We start from the raw sequence: 17,462 nt of genomic DNA, 5'->3' as shown, positions 1-17,462 counted from the left end.
GCCCGCCGGTGACGATGCCCACAGCGAGCATGACGGTCAGCCGAAACCGGGAACGGTGGACGCGTCTGTGAAAGCGGGGGAATACTCATGGCCCATTTTGGCATGCACGTCGCCGGGAAGCGGCGGCGTCCTGCAAGCCCTGTGGCACCGGTGCCGTGGTGAGGCTCAGTATTAGCTCGATGACCAGTGGATGGTGAAGGTGGTTGTCGATTGCTACCTGATCCTGTAGGCGGCCATATCGGCGCTGCGCAGGCTGAGCCCGTTGCCTGGGGCCGCGGAGGGGGTGAGTGTTCCGCCGTCGGGATCAAGGCAGCCGTCGAAGAACATGGTTTCGATGCGGACATGGTCGTGGAACCATTCCAGGTGCCTGAAGTTCGGGGTGGCTGCCGCGACGTGCGCGCTGAGGTGCGGGGCGCAGTGCCCGGAGATTTCCAGCCCGTGGGCCGCGGCCACGGCGGCAATCCGCAGCCACTGTGTGATGCCGCCGCACCGTGAGACGTCTGCCTGCACACAATCGAGGGCGTCGGCCGCGCACATTCGCTGGTAGTAAAGAAGGTCTGTCCCGTATTCCCCGGCGGCAACGTCCGCATCGACCCGGTCGCGGACCTCCCGCAGGCCGGTGAGGTTATCGGAGGACACGGGTTCCTCCAGCCAGCGGACGGCCAGGTCCCGTGCCTCGGTCATGACCCGTATGGCATGCTTGGCGGTGTAGCCGCCGTTGGCGTCGACAAAGAGTTCGACGCCGTCGCCAATCACGTTTCGCGCCAGCCGCATTCGTGCCAGGTCCCGGCCCGTCTCCGTGCCGGAGGATTCGCCGATCTTGATTTTCACCCGTGGTATTCCCTGTTCCAGGGCCCACCCCGTGAGCTGGTCCGCCAGTTGCCGGTCATCATAGCTGGTGAAGCCGCCGCTGCCATAGACCTGTACCTTGTTCCGCACTGCTCCGAGCAGCCGGTGCAGGGGCAGCTCCAGCAGCCGGGCCTTGAGGTCCCACAGTGCACAATCAACGGCGGAAATGGCATAGCCAACGGCGCCCGGCCGGCTGGCGTTGCGGACTGCCTGGAGCATCGCCACGGAGGCCCGTCCGACGTCGAGCGCGGGCAGTCCGACGACGCCGGGACGCAGGAGCTCGGTGATCATTTCCGCGCAGGCGGCCGGGGCGTACGTCCAGCCGAGCCCGGTGGCGTCGCCGGCCTGGGCCTGGACCAGGACCATGGTGGTGGAGTTCCAGGCGAAGGTGCCGTCCGCCTCCGGCGCATCCGTGGGCACCCGGTACACGGATACGTCCAGCCGATCGATTGCCGGGTCGGAGCCCATGGCTAGCTGTCCTTGTGGGGCAGGAACTCCTGCAGTTTGGTCTTGACGCCTTCCATGATGAAACCCCACGCATGTTGGTCGCCCTTGAGTACGGCCTTGGCGCTGTCGAGGGCCTGCTCTAAGGTCGCGTGCGGGGGGATCGGCGGGACGTCGGGATCGACCCGGACGTCCAGGACGGTGGGACGGTCCGCCGCCAGCGCGCGTTCCCAGGCCGGCCCGACGTCGTCCGCGTGGTCCACGGCAATCCCCTGCAGGCCAAGGAGTTCCGCGAACTGCGCGTAGGGGACGTCCGGGAGTGTTTGGGACTCCGTGAACGAGGGCGCCCCCTCCATGGCCCGCATTTCCCAGGTGACCTGGTTCAGGTCGTTGTTGTGCAGGACGGCGATGATCAGGCGGGGGTCGGACCATTCCTGCCAGTAGTGCTTGACCGTGATCAGCTCGGCCAGGCCGTTCATTTGCATGGCCCCGTCACCGGCAAAAACAATCACCGGCCGGTCCGGGCAGGCAAACTTGGCGCCAATGCCGTACGGCACGCCTGGCCCCATGGTGGCGAGGTTGCCCGAGAGCGAGCCGCGCATGCTGCCACGGAACTTCAGCTGCCGGGCGTACCAGTTGGCCGATGAACCGGAATCCGCGGTGACGATGGCATTCGCCAGGAGCCGGGACGAAAGCTCAGAGAACAGCCGCATCGGATTGATCGGCTTGGCCTCCACCGCAGCTTCCATCTCCATGGTCTCCCACCAGCGGGCAACGTTCGCCTCGATTGTTTCGCGCCAGGCGCGGTCCTCCTTGCGCTCGAGCAGGGGGATCAGGGCCCGGAGCGTGATTTTCGCGTCCCCAACGATGTTGGTCTCGTACGCATAGCGCATGCCGATCATTTTGGCGTCGACGTCGATCTGGACCCCGCGGGCCTGGCCCGGTTCGGGCATGAACTGGGTGTACGGAAAGCTGGAACCGATGGTGAGCAATGTGTCGCAGTCCATCATGAGATCGTAGCTGGGTCGGGTACCCAACAACCCGATGGAGCCGGTCACATACGGCAGTTCATCGGAGAGGACGTCCTTGCCCAGCAGCGCCTTGGCCACTCCCGCGCCAAGGATGTCCGCCACCTGCTGGAGCTCTTCGCGGGCCTCCCGTGCCCCCGAGCCCACGAGCATGGCCACCTTGGTGCCGGCGTTGAGCAGTGCCGCCGCCGCGCGGACCCCTTCGATGCCCGGAGTGATGGTGGGCCACTGCACCCCGAGGCTGGAGGGCACCATCTTGAAGGCGTGGGTGGGGGCCGAATACTCAAGATCCTGGACGTCCGAGGGGATGATGATGGCGGTGGGGGCGCGTTCGGCCAGTGCAATCCTGATGGCCCGGTCCAAGACGTTGGGCAGCTGTTCGGGAACGGTCACCAGCTGCACATAGTCCCCGGCGACATCCTTGAACAGCGTCACCAGGTCGACTTCCTGCTGGTAGGAACCACCGATGGCGGACTGGGCCGTCTGGCCCACGATTGCCACCACCGGGACGTGGTCAAGTTTCGCGTCGTAGAGACCATTGAGGAGGTGGATGGCCCCAGGGCCGGAGGTGGCCATGCAGACGCCGAGCCGACCGGAGAACTTGGCGTAGCCCACTGCCTCGAACGCGGACATTTCCTCATGCCGGGACTGGATGAATTTGGGCTGGTTCCCTGCGCGCCCGAACGCGGCCAGGGTGCCGTTGATCCCGTCGCCGGGAAAGGCGAACACGTGCTCCACGCCCCACTCGCGCAGCCGTGCAAGCAGGTAGTCCGAAACTGTTTCCCTTGCCATGTTTCCATCCTCCAATGGTGGGTCTGTCCGGGTGTCGTCGTCGCGACTCCACGTCATTTAGTTACTTCGGCTCGCTGCTCCGTTGATGAGCAGCCGGTCTGCGGCGCGGGCCGCAACGGCCATGATGGTCAGGGCCGGGTTGGCGCTGCCTTGGGTGGGCAGCACGCTGCCGTCGGTGATGAGCAGGTTCGGTACGGCGAAGCTGCGGCAGTCCGCGTCGACAACACCATGCTCCGCCGTGGCGGCCATGCGTGCCCCGCCGACCAGGTGCGCGTAGCGGTCGATGGTGATCACCTCGTCGGCGCCTGCCGCGGTCAGGATGAGCTCCATTTTTTCCCGGGCCGCCTTCATGAGGGCACCGTCGTTTTCGCACTGGGAATAGCTGAAGCGGGCCACGGGCAGGCCGTGCCTGTCCAGCTCCGTGGCCAGGGTGACCCGGTTTTCGGCCTGGGGGAGGAATTCACACAGGGCGCCCAGGCAGGCCCAGTGGACGTAGTCGCTCATGTAATTGCGCAGCGCCGCTCCCCAATGCCCCTGGGCCATCACGTGTTCGGCCCAGGTGATCGGCAGGGGGGAGACCGTCTGGATGGAGAAGCCGCGCTTATACGGTTTTGTTGGATCCGTTTCGTAGAACTCCTCGCTGCTGACTTCCGGCGGCGGACCCTTCCACATCCGCACCTCGGCATCGAAGCGTCCGGCCGTCTGCGGCGCGCCCTGAACCATCAGGTAGCGGCCCACCTGGTCGAAGTCATTGCACAGGCCATCGGGAAACCGCGCCGAGGTGGAGTTGAGCAGCAGCCGGGGAGTTTCAATCGAGTAGCCGGCGACGGCGACCATGCGGGCCCGCTGAAAACGCGGCACCCCCTGATGGACATAGTGCACGCCGGTGGACAGACCGGTTCGTGCATCAACTTCGACGCCGGTCACCATGGAATCCGGGCGGACCTCGGCGCCGTGGGCAAGCGCGTCGGGAATGTGCGTGATCAGCGGTGAGGCCTTGGCGTTGACCTTGCACCCTTGCAGGCAGAAGCCGCGGTAGATGCAGTGGGGGCGGTTGCCGAAGCGGCCGTTGCTGATGGCCACCGGCCCGACTTTGGCGGTGATGCCGGTGGCCATGGCGCCACGCTGAAAGAGTTCGCCGTTCCCGGAGACGGGATGGGGCCGGTGGGGGTAGCCGTGCGGGTCGCCCCAAGGCCAGTGTTCCCCGGCGACCGGTAGCTCTTCCTCGATGTCCTGATAGTAGTGTTTGAGGTCCTGATATTGCAGGGGCCAGTCAGCGCCCACTCCGTCCAGCGCCCGGGTGCGGAAGTCGCTGGGATGAAACCGGGGCACGTACCCGGCATAGTGGACCATGGATCCGCCCACGCCCCGGCCGGAGTTGTTGGAGCCCAGCGGCACTGGATCACTTCCGGCAATGACCCGGGGCTCGGTCCAATAGAGGTGGTGTGAACCGGCCTCATCGCTGACCCAGTCCCGTTCCGGATCCCAAAAGGGCCCCGCGTCCAGGGCCACGGCCCGCCAGCCGGCCCTTGCCAGGCGCTGCAACAAGGTGGAACCGCCGGCGCCGCAGCCAACAATGACGATGTCCACTTCGTCATCGTCCGCGAAGCGGCGCATCTGTTCGCGCAAACCGTGGTTAGTACCGGGACCGGCCGGAAGCAGCCACGCCGATTCGTTGCGTTCGCGCACATTGCTCATGGGGATCCCTTCTTCCCCCGCACCGGGTCGTCTCCCGGGTGGACGTCCCTCACCTCAAACGGCTCCAAGGCGTCCACTCCCATGTTCTTGTAGCCTCGCGGGTAGGCCGGCCCGGCAAATCCGATTTCGTCCCACGCCCAGGGATGGGAATAAAACGCTGTGCACGCGTAGCGCGTCCACAGGCTCCAAACCTGTTTCGCGGGGATCCCGTGCCAGGGGGCCGGCCCGAGATTTTGGATGCCCTGCAACAGCCGCGTCTGCTCATGCCAGGTCGCTGCGGCAAACACCGCGCCGCAGCGAAACCGCGCTTCGTCGTCGAGTGCGGCCAATGTCTGGCGCCACGCTTGAGCATCCACGGGCATGTCCTCGTAGTGCCAGCCGTCCGTTTCCTGTGCAGCCAGGCGGGCATCGATCATGGCCGTCACGGGCACGCGGGGTTCCTCGCGTTGGTCCAGGAGCTGGTTACACAGGGCTCCCGCGGCGGCCTCCTGGGCGGGGGTGAAAAAGTGGATCTCCGGGGGCCGGCCCAGTCTGGCCATGACGACGGAGGCCGTCGCTGTATCCCAATGCTTGGCCTGTCCGGCGGAACTGAAGCCGGGAAAGCGGGCGCCGCCGTCACTGGCAGCCAGCGGAAGCGTACTCATTTTTCCCGCCTCAGCACGGCCGCGAGCAGTCCCATGCCGCCAACCAGGGTCACCAGCAGCGGAGCCAGCAGGGGCGGCCCCATTTCCATGTTGTAGCGCAGGTTTGAGAAACCGCCGGGCTTCTGGGCAATGCCGCGGGCATGGAAATACGTGCCCTGGAGGCCGTTGGCGACAATGACGGCCGATGCAAGCGGGAGCGCAGTTTTTGCCATCCGCTTGCTGCACACCCCTGCCACACCCGCCGCCGCCCCCAGCGGTCCAAGAATCACCGGCACCCACATCCACTTGTTGCCAAAGCTGGCCTTATCATGTTCAAAGTAGATTTCGGCCGCCGTCACCAGCGCGCCAGCGGCCGTGAGGGCGGCCAGGGAGCGCTCAAAGCGACCCGTTTCAACATTTCGCACCATCCTGTCTATGACATGGACGAGGTCGTCCGGCCCGGCTGCCTGCGCCCGGATGTGCCGTTGGAATGGATTATTCATGGACAGTCCTTCCCTCGCCGTTGCCCCGGGACTCCCCGAAGCGCTCTTGCTGTGGGGCCCGTAACCGAACGGTCCGTGATTTCCACATAGTTGATGTCACGCAAACATTGCACTTCTGCAACTAAAGGATGGATACTCGGAAGCGTGAACCCGGTATATAGCCCTGACCCCGCCAGTGATGACGCCCTGAGTGCGGAAGGCACCGCTGATTCGTTCGATGAAATCGAGGCAGCGATGCGGGCCGCGCGGGTTTTCCTGGCGGTCGTCGCCCAATCGGTGGCAGAAGTTGAGCATCTGGTCACCTCCCCGCAGCTGCGGGTTCTAGTATTCATATCCACCCACGGGCCGCAAAACCTCGGGGCGGTCGCCGCCGACCTGGGTGTGCATCCCTCCAACGCCACCAGGACCTGTGACCGGTTGGTTACCGCGGGCCTTCTGGACCGCAGGGACAACCCGGCGGACCGGCGGTATCTGCTCCTTGCCCTGAGCAGGAATGGCCGCGCGCTGGTGGACCAGGTCATGGGGCACCGCCGCACGGCCATCGCCGCGGTGATGAACCGGATGCCTGCCGATCTACGCCGCACCATGGGTCCCGCGCTGGATGCCTTCGCGCAGGCCGCAGGGGAGGTCACCGAGGATGAACGCTTCGAGCTTGGCTTGGACGGCATGGGCGTGACGGATGGGCCCGCCAAGGCACGGACTGTACCCAATAAATGAGTCATCGGGCCTCCGTCGCCGCGAATGTCGAGGCCAGGACCGCATCGATTCCGGCCGGCTTGCGCCAACGCCGGTCACCACAGGCCACGGCCACCATGGTTGCGGCATGTGCCAGGTCCACGAGCGCGCCGCAACGGTGCAAGGTTTGCCCCGCCCGTGCCAGCAACAACGCCTGCCCCAAGTGCCGGGCACCGAGAACCCGCATGACCACGACGGCGCCCGGAGATGGCGGGGCACCGGTGACGGCCCGATAGAGCAGCTGGGGCCGGACCAGCTGGCACAGTCCCACCAGGCCCCGGATGACCTCGAGTGACTTCATCGCCGCACCCAGCGTCCCAGGAGGACCCCGGCGACGGCGGCAAGCCCGAGGGTTCCCGCAGCGGCACCGACGGCCACCGGCCCGTGGTGCTGGGATGCCCACAGCTGAGTGCTCCGCGCTTTGGAACGGTGGTCAAAAGCGCCGTGGGTGCCGAAGTCCTTGTCCGCGTCCGCCGGTTCCCACAAATTGGCCGGCTGGTCCGCCGGCCGCTGCTCGTTGGTCTGCTGTGAGGCAAATCCGGTGCGGGCCAGGTACGCATCCAACAGCCCCGGGGCCACAGCGTTGGCCAACAGCGTGGCTGCGGTGCTGCCGCCGACCCAATATTCACGGCGCTGGGGGTGGTCGGCCGCATGGACGACGGCGCGGGCTGCCACCTCGGGCTGGTAGATGGGCGGCACGGGCTGTGCCTTTTTGGGCAGCCGGGAAAGGACCCAGGAGAACTGTGGGGTGTTCACGGCAGGCATTTGCACCATGGTGTTGCGGACACCGCTGTGCTCGTGGAGCAGTTCACACCGCAAGGACTCGTTGAAGCCCTGAATGGCATGTTTGGCACCGCAGTACGCGCTCTGCAACGGTATGCCGCGGTAGGCCAGGGCGGATCCGACCTGGACAATTGTGCCCCGGTTGCGGCTGCGCATCCGGTGCAGGGCCGCCATGGTGCCATAGACGTAGCCAAGGTAGGACACGGCGGTGACGCGGGCGAACTCCTCCGGCTTGATCTGGGTGAAGGGCGCGAAAACGGAGGTGAAGGCGACATTGACCCATACGTCGATGGGGCCCAATTCCTGCTCCACCCGATCCGCCGCTGCATCGACTGCTGCAAAATCCGACGTGTCCACGGGCACCGTCAATGCCGTGCCTCCGGCCGCCTCCACCTCCGTGGCGGCGCCGTCGAGTCCTGCCTGGCCCCTGGCCAACAGGGCAACGGTGGCGCCCCGGCGACCAAATTCGATGGCAGTGGCCCGGCCGATTCCACCGCTGGCTCCGGTGACAACAACTACCTGGTGAACTGTTTTCATTGTCGCTCCTTAGGGATATTCCAGCTCAAGTTTTGGCGCCGTGGCGAGCCGGCTGGCGGCTTCGAGCATGGCGGCATGAACAAACGCCTGCGGGAAATTGCCGCGGAGCTGGCGCTGTTCGACGTCATATTCCTCGGTGAACAGGCCCGTGGTGGCGCACGAGGCCCGGTTGCGTTCGAACCAGTGCATCGCCTCCACCTCATGTCCTTGCTGGTGGACCGCCATGGCCATGTCGAAGCCACACAGCAGGAACGCCCCCTCGGCCTGCGCCAACGGGCGGGCGTCCTGGCTGAAACGGTAGACATACCCCTCGCGTCCCAGCTCGGCACGGACAGCCTCCACCGTGGCCAGGCTTCGGGGGTCATTGACAGGAAGTGCGCCCCGCAGTGCCGGCAGGAGCAGTGCCGCATCCACCCGGTCGTCACCGGGGCTGCGCTGCCAGCGGCCGCTGGGGTGCAGGCAATCCCTGGCCGTATCAGCGACGATGGCGTCCGCCAGCGACGTCCATGGCGCACCTTGCGCAGCGGGGGCGTGGACGGCAACCGCACGCAGGCCCGCCGCGCAGATCAGCCGCGAATGGGCCCACCTGTCATTGTTAAGCTCCCAAATGCCGGCGTCAGGTTCCTGCCAGCGGTCCGTGATGGCTTGTACCGCGGCCTCGGCCGCCCGCCAGTTCTCCAGGTCCAACCGGTCATGGGTGGCGGCAGCGGCCAGGAGCAACAGCGTCTCGCCGAACGCATCCAGCTGGAACTGTTCATTGACCCAGTTCCCCACCTTCGCGGAGCCGCCCGGGTATCCGGGCAGCCCGAGATCAGATTCGTCGGGAACACGGCCGCCCGTTACGGTATAAGCAGGTTTCAGGCCCGGTCCGTCTTCCAGGAGCCGGGCGGTGACGAACCTGACGGCGTCATCGAGCAGCGGGTAAGGCCCACACGCGGCGACCGACTGCCCGGCATAGCACTGGTCGCGGATCCAGGCATAACGGTAATCGTAATTACGCTTCTCCAGTGCACTTTCGGGCATGCCCAACGTCGCCGCCGCGACCATCGCGCCGCTTGCGCCGGTCATTCCGCGCAGCACCGCATAGGACTGTCTGGCGTCGTCGGGGGCGATCGTGTCCAACAGCTGCGGGACGTCGTTGTTCCAGCTGTGCTCCGTTGCGGCCCACGCCGCGTCCACGTCTACCGGACCCGAGGCGAAAGGCTCGTCGGCCAGCTCCAAGACCAGGTCGTGGCCACCACCGGCGGGAAGGTCCAGGCGAAGGTGCAGCGCGCCGTCGTGCACCGTGGCCTCCGCGGCCCCGGCCAGACGCACGTACAAGGTTCCGCTGCGGGCCGTCCAGACGCCGTCCGCACATTTGAGCCGGGTCATTCCGTGGTTGCCAAAGCCCGCACCGGCTTCGAGGGCCACAGTCACCACGGCCGGGCCGGAGATGGCGCCCACACGGCGCAACAGCACGGCGCGATGCGGGTCCGCCGGTAGCGCCAGCGCCTCGCGGCATTCGATGATTCCGTCGCCGGTCACCCAGCGGCTCTTCCAGATCAACGTCCCGTCCAAATAACTGCCGCCCCAGACATACCGGGGGTTCGCCGGTGTCACCGCGAAGGTGCCGCCGCCGCCAATCAGGGAGGAAAAGACGGCGTCACTGTCCCAGCGCGGCGCACACATCCACGCCACGTCGCCGCGCGGACCGATCAGGGCCGCGCGCTCACCGTCTGCAATCATGGCGTATTCACGCAACACGTGGGGTGGTTGGGGATCCTGGTCAACAGCCGACATATCTCGACACTAGACGCAATGATTGCGGCAGCGCAATAGCCTGAACCGCATCAACCATGGCAAGAATTGGTGTGCTCCACCAGTGCTGCTCAAACGAATATCCGGTGAATGGCGGAGTATTTCCCGGCAACGGAGTGGGGGAAAGGATTCCTGGTCCGGCATCAGCGTTTTGCTTTCAGGCAGGCAAGTGGTGGCCGTCGGTGCCGTGATGGAGGTACTTTTCGGGTCCTCCGCGCGGCCGTGGACAGGAATCGAGCCAAGCGTGCAAACCGACAGGATCGCGACGGTCCAGTTCATCCAGGTATGCCTGACGGAGGGCGACGATATAAGCGGAGAGTGCTGGTGAGCGGGTGCTCTCGAGCCACTGATAGCTGCCGCGCCAGGCCCGGCACAAATCGCCCTCGACGAGGACCCGGACGGTCGGGACGAAGACGTCCGCCTCGACGGGGATATCCGGCAGGCAGGCAGTTTCGGAGGCGGGGGGAACTGCCGGTAGGCGGGATGTTGCGTGCTGGAGCAACCGGTTGATGACCCACGGGGAAGTGGCTGCAGCCAGCAGGACTAGTAGCCAGAGCCATGCGTGGAGGACGACGGTGAGTCCTGCGACTGCCAGTAGCGCAACTCCGACTGACAGGGCATTGACAGCCGCTCTGTGCAGCTTGCCATGCGTGAGCGACGAAGTGCCGGCCACGGGGTACGCGGCGTACGTAGCCACGGCTCCCACTGCGGCACCAGTGCAGCAAAGGGCTACCGTGGAAGCAAACGGATAGGCGAAGAGCGCCAGACAGGCCCCCAGCACCGCGACCGATCGCCACACGGACAGCCAAGCGCGCCCATATCCGTTCATGGGTTCTCAGACCCCTCGTATATTTCGGGGCGGGCCGCGCAGGTGCCGACAATCAGCGGCCTTAAGTGGCCCCACCAAGCCGCCGGGGCGGGTGGAGCCGGTATTTCGTTGCTGGACATCATCGTGGTGTGCCCCTCCAAAGCTCAGGCTGAGGCGGTCTGCCGGTGTCTGGGACATCACTTAAAGTTTACCTCGTTGTCGCTTCCGCGGCACCCGGCCGTCGCCTCCAAATGTGCCAAGGTGCGCTTGCTCAACCGCCGTTTGAATTGTGCAGATCGATCAACGCCAACCCGGTGTGCGGGTCTATGCGCTTGTGCAAGTGGGCGGGCGTTTCGGTCGGGAAGACGTGCAGTTTCTGAAGGTGTCCGGCAATGGCTGTACGATATGGGCGTGGAGTGCCGGTGTGCCGTTGTTGTCCGCGATGTCGCCAATACACGAGCCAGTTTCATTTGTTCGTCAAAATCAGTGAAGAGGTATTTGTTCGTTTTCGGGTCAAAGTAGCCAAGAGTGGCTCACTCGGCCGCGCCGATGGCGGTCAAACTCGCCGCTGTGACGGCATTGTTCCGGGCGAAGGTGCTGATTTGTTCGTAGGCTTCGTCTCCTTTGTCCATGACCAACAGAAAACACCGCAGGCCGTGGTTCTCAAATAACAGGGTGGATTTCATGCTTTGTTCTCCCTCGGTTGGGTGTGCAGTTTCAAGCACGATCTAAAACGTCAGGGACGGTCCATCTGGGGTGGGCAGGGTCAGGACGGCTTCTTCCACAGCCTCGTGTTCCTCGAGACGTCGTTCGATGGTTCGAAAGGTTGCTCGTCACATCGGATTCCGGTTGGTCGCTCGTCATGTGAACCGCAGCCACGAGGTACAGCTTGCGCGGGCCGACAAACTCGAGGTGCAGGTAGGTTACCCGTGCCACCTCCGTGTATTCCGTCAGCCGCAGGGCCACGGTCCTTCGCAGCTCGGGGCCACTGCCTGTCCAACGAGGAACTGGCGATTCTTCTCGATCAAAACCACCGCTACGATGCCCAGCAGGATGCCGACCAAAATGGATCCGACGGCGTCGGGCACGGGGGATCCGTTCAGGTGATGCAGGAGGATGCCCAGGAAGGCCAGCACGAGGCCGATCAGCGCCGTGCCGTCTTCGTTGAAGGCCGCCCGGGTGGGGGTGTCTGAACTGTTCGGCACCTGGTCAAGGACGTGGCGGTCCTGTTTTCGTGCGTCCGCCCGGGCGTGGCGCAGGGCCTGGGCGAATGAAACGCCCTCCAGGATGAATGCGGCGGCGAGCACCACCTAGGCGACGGCAAAGTCGGCTGCGGGCTCCGGTGAAAAGAGTTGTTGGGCGCCGTGCATGATGGAAACCACCGAGCCCACCGTAAACAGTCCGAAAGCGGCAAACATCGACCAAACGTATGCTTCGCGGCCATATCCCATGGGTGGGCGGCGTCCCGGGGTTTCACCGATTTTCGCTCCGCGACGAAGAGGAAAATCTGGTTACCCGTGTCCGCCCACGAGTGCGCCACCTCTGCCATCATCGATGCGGAGCCCGTGATCAACGCCGCGGCTGTCTTTGCCAGGGCCACCAAGAGATTGACGCTGAAGGCAAGGACCACCGTGAACGACGTCGATGCCGGCCCTTTCATCGGGCGTTGGCACTGCGGGTGGAAATTACGGCAGCCTCCTGGTGGAATTCGGGACAGTCCAGCGGTGCGGACCGCCATTTCATTGTGCCCCGAAGCACAAGGACATGGAAGTGCCCCATTTCACGCGGTTTCTCTCCGCGGCTTCGAGTGCCGTGCAATATTGGGTGGATGGTTGATGATGGGACCTGCACCGCACCACGTCCACCCGGCGCCCGCCCCTAGGCTGACTTACTCTTCGAGCCGTTGCCGTGTTCACTGCAGAAGCGCACAATGAATTTATGGGTTGGTCATTGGAGGCCACCATGCCGCACCCGGAACATTGCCAGGCGCCGGTCATGTGGGCGGCCAAGGGCCGAAACGATGTTGGCCGGAGGAATGGCCCGGCTTCGCCAATATGCGCTCACTGGCCGGCCGGGCCTGGAAGCCGGTAGGTCAATGACCACGCACAAGCCCAGTGAAGCTCAATCAAACGACGATTCCGGTCCGGGGGATCTCCCTGCCAACAGTGCGGGGGCCCGATCAGCGCGCCGCAAGGTTTATGCCGCGACGGTAGCGGCTGCCTTGGGTGGGCTTTTGTTCGGATTCGACACCTCTGTCATCAACGGGGCCGTGAATTCCATCCAGTCAACGTTCTCGTTGGATCCGGCGATCCTCGGTTTCACGATTGCCATTACCTTGCTCGGCTGTACCGTTGGTGCCTGGTTTGCCGGGCAGCTGGCCGACGTTTGGGGCCGCCGGCCGGTAATGGTGCTCGCCGCGTGCCTTTTTGTGATCAGCTCGATCGGGTCCGGGTTTGCGTTCGCCGTTTGGGACCTGATGGCCTGGCGCATCATCGGCGGGCTGGCCATTGGGATCGCGTCCGTGATCGCCCCAGCCTATATAGGCGAGATAGCGCCGGCCCGCCTTCGCGGCGGGCTTAGTTCCCTGCAACAGCTGGCCATCACACTCGGCATCTTTCTGGCATTGCTCTCCGACGCGGGCATGGCCAGATTTGCAGGAGGAGCCGACTCACAACTGTGGTGGGGATTGGACGCCTGGCGGTGGATGCTGCTTGTCGGCGTTATTCCGGCCGTCGTGTACGGAATCCTGTCGCTGCGCATTCCGGAATCTCCCCAGTACCTCATTCGACGCGGTCGGAAGGAGGAAGCGCTGGCCGTGATTGCCAATGTCACGGGCGCCGCAGACCCCGAACAACGGTACAAGGACATTGAGGAGAGCATTGAGAGCGAACGCCGTTCCACTTACCGGGACCTGCGGGGCCACGCCTTCGGCCTGCAGCCCATACTGTGGATCGGCATAGGCATGGCGGCGTTCCAGCAGCTCGTGGGCATCAACGCGATCTTCTACTACTCAACCACGTTGTGGCAGTCCGTCGGCTTTAGCCAGCAGGACTCCTTCACCACTTCAGTCTTCACGGCCACCATCAACGTTCTGCTGACGTTGGTGGCCATCTTCTTCGTCGACCGCGTGGGCCGGAAGAAGCTTCTCCTGGCCGGATCCGTCGGCATGTTCATCGGTCTGGTGGCTGCCGCCATTTCCTTTGCCCAGGCGAGTGGTTCGGGAACCAACATCACCTTGCCGGCGCCGTGGGGGCCCATTGCGTTGCTCGGGGCAAACCTGTTCGTGATCTGCTTCGCGGCGACCTGGGGGCCGGTCATGTGGGTGGTCCTGGGCGAGGTGTTCCCCAACAAGATGCGCGGGATCGCCCTGGGCGTGGCGACAGCATTCAACTGGATCTTCAATTTCCTCGTCACCCTGCTGTTCCCCATCATGAGCCACGCAGTCGGCCTGGGCTTCGTCTACGCCGGATTCGCCTTCTTCGCCGCCTTGTCATTCTGGTTCGTGAAAGCCTTGCTGCCGGAAGTCAGCGGACTGGAACTTGAGGACAAGTCAAAGCTCACGCGCCGTTAGGCCCGGGGTCCGGCCGCAGCCTGCCGGCTCCCACGCGGGATGGGGTCGAAACCCATTCCGCGTGGGAAAGCTGCCGGCGGGGCTAGTCCTCGTCGGTGACCCGCTGCACAAAATTGCCAATGTTTTCCTGCAGCGCCGCGATCCGCCGCTGCCGGCCGGTTTCCAGATCGAAGCCCGGGTACGGAAGGGGCGGCAGGCTGCGGACGTTGGCCGAGCATTCAAAACTTGCACACACGAGCGTGCTGACGGTGTTGCCGTTCCGGCCCGCCTTGCCGGCGCGCTTGGCGTTGAAATACACCACGTCGTTGGGCAGGAGCACGTCCTCGCACCAGGCGCATTGCGGCCGGGAGCGGGTCCGCCCGTCGACCTGACGGAGCATGACGCCCTCCGTGGTGCCCTTGGACTCGCGGACCACGTAGCCAACCTGGGGAAACTTGGCATCGCGCCAACCCAGAAAGTCCAGTGCGTCCCAGGGCAGCGTGTCGAAGCCCGCGGGCAGGGTCAGTGCGGTTCGCTCGCGGCGGGAGGCGTTGATGAGGGAGTCTCGAATTTGTTGTTCAGTCAGTGCGTGCATGGTGCGGGTGAGCCTTGTCTGTCCTGTCGCCCGGTCCGTTACAGGGCCGGGCGGTGTCTTTTGGGTGGTCGAACCCGCGCCGGTGGTTTGGACCCCGGGCGGGTGTGGGCGCGCCGGATGGCGGCGCGGGAAAATCACCAAAGGGGGACAGCGCTATCTGGCGTCGGCGAATAAGACGCCGACAACCTCCGAACGCCCCGCGGGCACCGTGCAAGGGTTAAGTGAACACACGCAAGACAGCCTACACCCGCCAGTAATCAGTGCCGGCGGGGGATAATTGCTGGTGAGCGGTGGCCAACCCACCTTCAAGCGCCTACCAAAGGAATCCCATGTCCACGCTGAAGCAACAGCTAAAATCCGACGTCGTGGCCCACATGAAGGCCGGCAACAAGACCGCGCTGGCTACCGTGCGCAACGTCCTGGGAGAGATTGAGACCCGGGAAAAGTCGGGCAAGACTCCGGTGGAACTCGACGATGCTCAGACCATCAGCTTGTTGCAAAAGGAAGCTGCCAAGCGTCGCGACACGGCGGTCATCTACACCGGGGCGGGTGAGCCCGGCCGCGCGTCGGCGGAGATCGCCGAGGCCGAGGTCATCGAGGCCTATCTGCCCCAGCCGCTGACAGCCGGGGAGGCCGAGGCAATAGTCAACGGGGCCATTACGGACCTTGAATCCGCGCAGGGTCCACTATCCATGCGGCAGATGGGGTTGGCGATGAAACCCATCACGGCGAAGATCGCCGGCCGTTTTGACGGCAAGGCGGTCTCCGACATGGTCCGCAAGCGTCTTTCCTAGCCCCGGCCCGTGCGGTGCCAATTGCCGGGGGAGTGTTGACGTTGTCCCCTGCGTGCATGTCGATGAGCCCGACATCGCAGGACTGGGCCAGCCTGACCTCGTCCGTGCGGTGTTTGGGCGTTGGCACTCCGCCACCGCCCCACGTGCGTGCAGCCCGCGCACCATTTAGTCCACCAAGTGGAGATTTCGTGGAACTTCCGTAGGATCATTCATAGGCGGCACAGGACATGCCCGCCGCCGTGGTTGCAGGAGAACTGCTGCCGAAAAAGACCATCTTCGAATGTTTGAAGGGCCTCATGATCCTCACTCTCATCCCCGTGTTCATCGGGCTGGCCGCACTGGTTGTGCTGCTGGCCATCGCCGCCGTCATCTCCCGAATGGCCCTGCATATAGCCAGCCCCGACCAGGCGCTGGTCATTTCCTCCAAGGACAACAAAAGCCAGCCCGACCCGAACACGCAGCGTGTGGTCTTCGGCCGGATCTTCATCAACCCGTTCACGCAGCGCGCCTACCCGCTCTCGCTCGCCTCACGCCAGGTGTCGCTGAAGATTGAAGGCATCTCCCAGAACGGGATCAAGCTGCACCTGACCGGCGTGGCCCAGGTCAAGGTGGGCGGCGACGCGGATTCCGTGCGCAAGGCCGCCCAGCGCTTCCTTAACCAGCAGGAAGCCATCGACCACTACACGCAGGAAACCCTGTCCGGTTCATTGCGTTCCATTGTGGGCACCCTGACCGTGGAATCGATCATCAAGGACCGTGCCACCTTTGCCAAGAGTGTGAAGGAGGAGGCCGAACACTCCATGCACAACCAGGGCCTGGTCATCGACACCTTCCAGATCCAGTCCGTGGACGACTTCTCCGGCTATCTCGACAACCTGGGCCGCCCCGAGGCGGCAATGGCCGAAAAGCGGGCCAAGATTGCCGAAGCCCAGTCGCTGCAGGAGGCGGAGCAGGCCAAGGCGATTGCCGACGAGCAGGTGGCCCTGGCCCAGCAGCAGCTGATCATCAAACGGGCGGAGCTGAAGGAAGTGGCCGACGCCCGCCAGGCCCGCGCCGATGCCGCCGGCCCGCTCGCCGCCGCGGAGCAAAATGAGCAGGTGATCATCCGCGACCAGCAGGTGGCCCTGCGCCGCGCCGAACTGCGCGAAAAGGAACTGGACACCGAAGTCCGCAAGCCCGCCGACGCGGAAAAGTACCGCCTCATCCAGCAGGCAGATGCCAAGCTGGAGGAGCGGCGCCGGGCCTCGGAGGCTGCGGAGATTGAGGCCACCGTGGAGCTGGCCAAGCGCAAGCTCACGGCCGAGGGTGACCGCGTGGCCGCCGAGGCGGACGCCGCGGCGAACATGGCCAGGGGCAATGCCGAGGCTGCCGTCATCAAGTCGCTGGGCCAGGCCGAGGCCCAGTCCACGGAAGCCAAGGCTGTGGCCGAGGCCGCCGGCATCGCCGCACAGGCGGAAGCCTACGAGAAGTTCAACGAGGCCGCCATCCTCAGCAAGGTCCTCGAGGTGCTGCCCGCCATGGCCCGCGAGGTGGCCGCCCCGATGTCCGCCATCAAGAACATGACGGTGGTCTCCAACGACGGCGCCAGCCAGCTGAGCAGGAACGTCTCCAACGGCGTGCAGCAGACCACGCAGTTGATCAAGGACTCCACGGGACTGGACATCATCAGCCTGCTGCAGGGCATTGCCAAGGATTCGCCGGCCGCTGCGGCGGAGCCGAACCACACTGCCGGTGCCGAAAATGGCCACGCGCCGGAATCCCTGGATTCCGTGAGCTAGTCCACCACCGGCAAGGAACGACGGCGGCGGCCCACCTGTTGGTGGTCCGCCGCCGTTTGGTTGTTGGGCTTGACTGGTTGTTGGGCTTGACTGGCTGGAAGCGCCGGCGGCACAGGCACGCAACCGGCAGATAGCGGCCACCACGCCC

16 protein-coding genes and 1 pseudogene are annotated in these 17,462 nt (G+C 64.9%); 4 read left to right on the top strand and 13 right to left on the bottom strand.

Annotated features, from left to right (window positions below; translation table 11 throughout):
- Positions 1-213: 213 nt before the first annotated feature.
- From CVV68_RS19145 to CVV68_RS19125, 5 genes are read right to left on the bottom strand one after another with little or no spacing between them, the layout of a single operon-like run.
- On the bottom strand, positions 214-1,317 hold the full coding sequence (locus tag CVV68_RS19145) for an enolase C-terminal domain-like protein (protein WP_110502598.1): 1,104 nt from the start codon (positions 1,315-1,317) through the stop codon (positions 214-216).
- Positions 1,318-1,319: 2 nt separating this feature from the next.
- On the bottom strand, positions 1,320-3,113 hold the full coding sequence (locus tag CVV68_RS19140; protein ID WP_110502597.1) for a thiamine pyrophosphate-requiring protein: 1,794 nt from the start codon (positions 3,111-3,113) through the stop codon (positions 1,320-1,322).
- A 57-nt stretch (positions 3,114-3,170) separates the two neighbouring features.
- The gene (locus CVV68_RS19135) at positions 3,171-4,811 is read right to left on the bottom strand and encodes a GMC family oxidoreductase (RefSeq protein ID WP_110502596.1); all 1,641 of its coding nucleotides are present in this window, start codon (positions 4,809-4,811) and stop codon (positions 3,171-3,173) included.
- A complete protein-coding gene (locus tag CVV68_RS19130; RefSeq protein ID WP_110502595.1) occupies positions 4,808-5,455 on the bottom strand; it encodes a gluconate 2-dehydrogenase subunit 3 family protein in 648 nt (215 codons plus the stop codon). The genes CVV68_RS19135 and CVV68_RS19130 overlap by 4 nt, the downstream gene beginning before the upstream one ends.
- Entirely contained in the window at positions 5,452-5,937 is a 486-nt protein-coding gene (locus tag CVV68_RS19125) for a hypothetical protein (protein ID WP_211320916.1), read from the bottom strand. Before CVV68_RS19125 ends, CVV68_RS19130 begins: the two co-directional genes overlap by 4 nt.
- Positions 5,938-6,081: 144 nt before the next feature.
- On the opposite strand from CVV68_RS19125, the gene CVV68_RS19120 reads away from it, so the two are divergent.
- Positions 6,082-6,654, top strand: a complete 573-nt coding sequence (locus tag CVV68_RS19120) for a MarR family winged helix-turn-helix transcriptional regulator (protein WP_245933661.1) — start codon at positions 6,082-6,084, stop codon at positions 6,652-6,654.
- Between the two features lies 1 nt (position 6,655).
- On the opposite strand, the gene CVV68_RS19115 is transcribed toward CVV68_RS19120, so the two are convergent.
- From CVV68_RS19115 to CVV68_RS24780, 7 genes and pseudogenes are all read right to left on the bottom strand, one after another.
- Positions 6,656-6,973, bottom strand: coding sequence for a hypothetical protein (locus CVV68_RS19115; RefSeq protein ID WP_110502593.1), 318 nt, complete (start codon positions 6,971-6,973; stop codon positions 6,656-6,658).
- Positions 6,970-7,992: an SDR family oxidoreductase gene (locus tag CVV68_RS19110; protein ID WP_110502592.1), complete on the bottom strand. Its 1,023-nt coding sequence runs from the start codon at positions 7,990-7,992 to the stop codon at positions 6,970-6,972. The genes CVV68_RS19115 and CVV68_RS19110 overlap by 4 nt, the downstream gene beginning before the upstream one ends.
- Before the next feature lie 9 nt (positions 7,993-8,001).
- Complete coding sequence (locus tag CVV68_RS19105) at positions 8,002-9,771, bottom strand: glycoside hydrolase family 15 protein (protein ID WP_110502591.1); 1,770 nt, start codon at positions 9,769-9,771, stop codon at positions 8,002-8,004.
- 175 nt (positions 9,772-9,946) lie between these two features.
- On the bottom strand, positions 9,947-10,486 hold the full coding sequence (locus CVV68_RS23275; RefSeq protein WP_146238963.1) for a hypothetical protein: 540 nt from the start codon (positions 10,484-10,486) through the stop codon (positions 9,947-9,949).
- A gap of 644 nt (positions 10,487-11,130) precedes the next feature.
- The gene (locus tag CVV68_RS23985; protein ID WP_211320915.1) at positions 11,131-11,283 is read right to left on the bottom strand and encodes a PCC domain-containing protein; all 153 of its coding nucleotides are present in this window, start codon (positions 11,281-11,283) and stop codon (positions 11,131-11,133) included.
- 264 nt (positions 11,284-11,547) lie between these two features.
- Positions 11,548-11,904: a cation efflux transmembrane domain-containing protein gene (locus CVV68_RS24785; RefSeq protein ID WP_306415708.1), complete on the bottom strand. Its 357-nt coding sequence runs from the start codon at positions 11,902-11,904 to the stop codon at positions 11,548-11,550.
- Between the two features lie 200 nt (positions 11,905-12,104).
- Positions 12,105-12,257, bottom strand: a pseudogene (locus CVV68_RS24780) (cation efflux transmembrane domain-containing protein); the annotation flags it as partial.
- Between the two features lie 360 nt (positions 12,258-12,617).
- Between CVV68_RS24780 and CVV68_RS19090 the strand changes: the two are divergent.
- Positions 12,618-14,168, top strand: a complete 1,551-nt coding sequence (locus CVV68_RS19090; RefSeq protein ID WP_438502659.1) for a sugar porter family MFS transporter — start codon at positions 12,618-12,620, stop codon at positions 14,166-14,168.
- Between the two features lie 82 nt (positions 14,169-14,250).
- Here the strand turns inward: CVV68_RS19090 and CVV68_RS19085 are convergent, their stop codons facing one another.
- Entirely contained in the window at positions 14,251-14,742 is a 492-nt protein-coding gene (locus tag CVV68_RS19085) for an FBP domain-containing protein (protein ID WP_110502589.1), read from the bottom strand.
- A 329-nt stretch (positions 14,743-15,071) separates the two neighbouring features.
- Here CVV68_RS19085 and CVV68_RS19080 point away from each other — a divergent pair, with 329 nt between their 5' ends.
- Entirely contained in the window at positions 15,072-15,536 is a 465-nt protein-coding gene (locus tag CVV68_RS19080; RefSeq protein ID WP_110502588.1) for a GatB/YqeY domain-containing protein, read from the top strand.
- A 227-nt stretch (positions 15,537-15,763) separates the two neighbouring features.
- Positions 15,764-17,314, top strand: a complete 1,551-nt coding sequence (locus tag CVV68_RS19075) for a flotillin family protein (protein ID WP_245933660.1) — start codon at positions 15,764-15,766, stop codon at positions 17,312-17,314.
- The last annotated feature ends 148 nt before the right edge of the window (positions 17,315-17,462 follow it).

The sequence above is a fragment of the Arthrobacter livingstonensis genome (genome assembly GCF_003219815.1).
Classification (GTDB): Bacteria; Actinomycetota; Actinomycetes; order Actinomycetales; family Micrococcaceae; genus Specibacter; species Specibacter livingstonensis.
The sequence above is the reverse complement of the archived record's forward strand: the minus strand, read 5'-3'. Positions and strand labels throughout refer to the sequence as shown.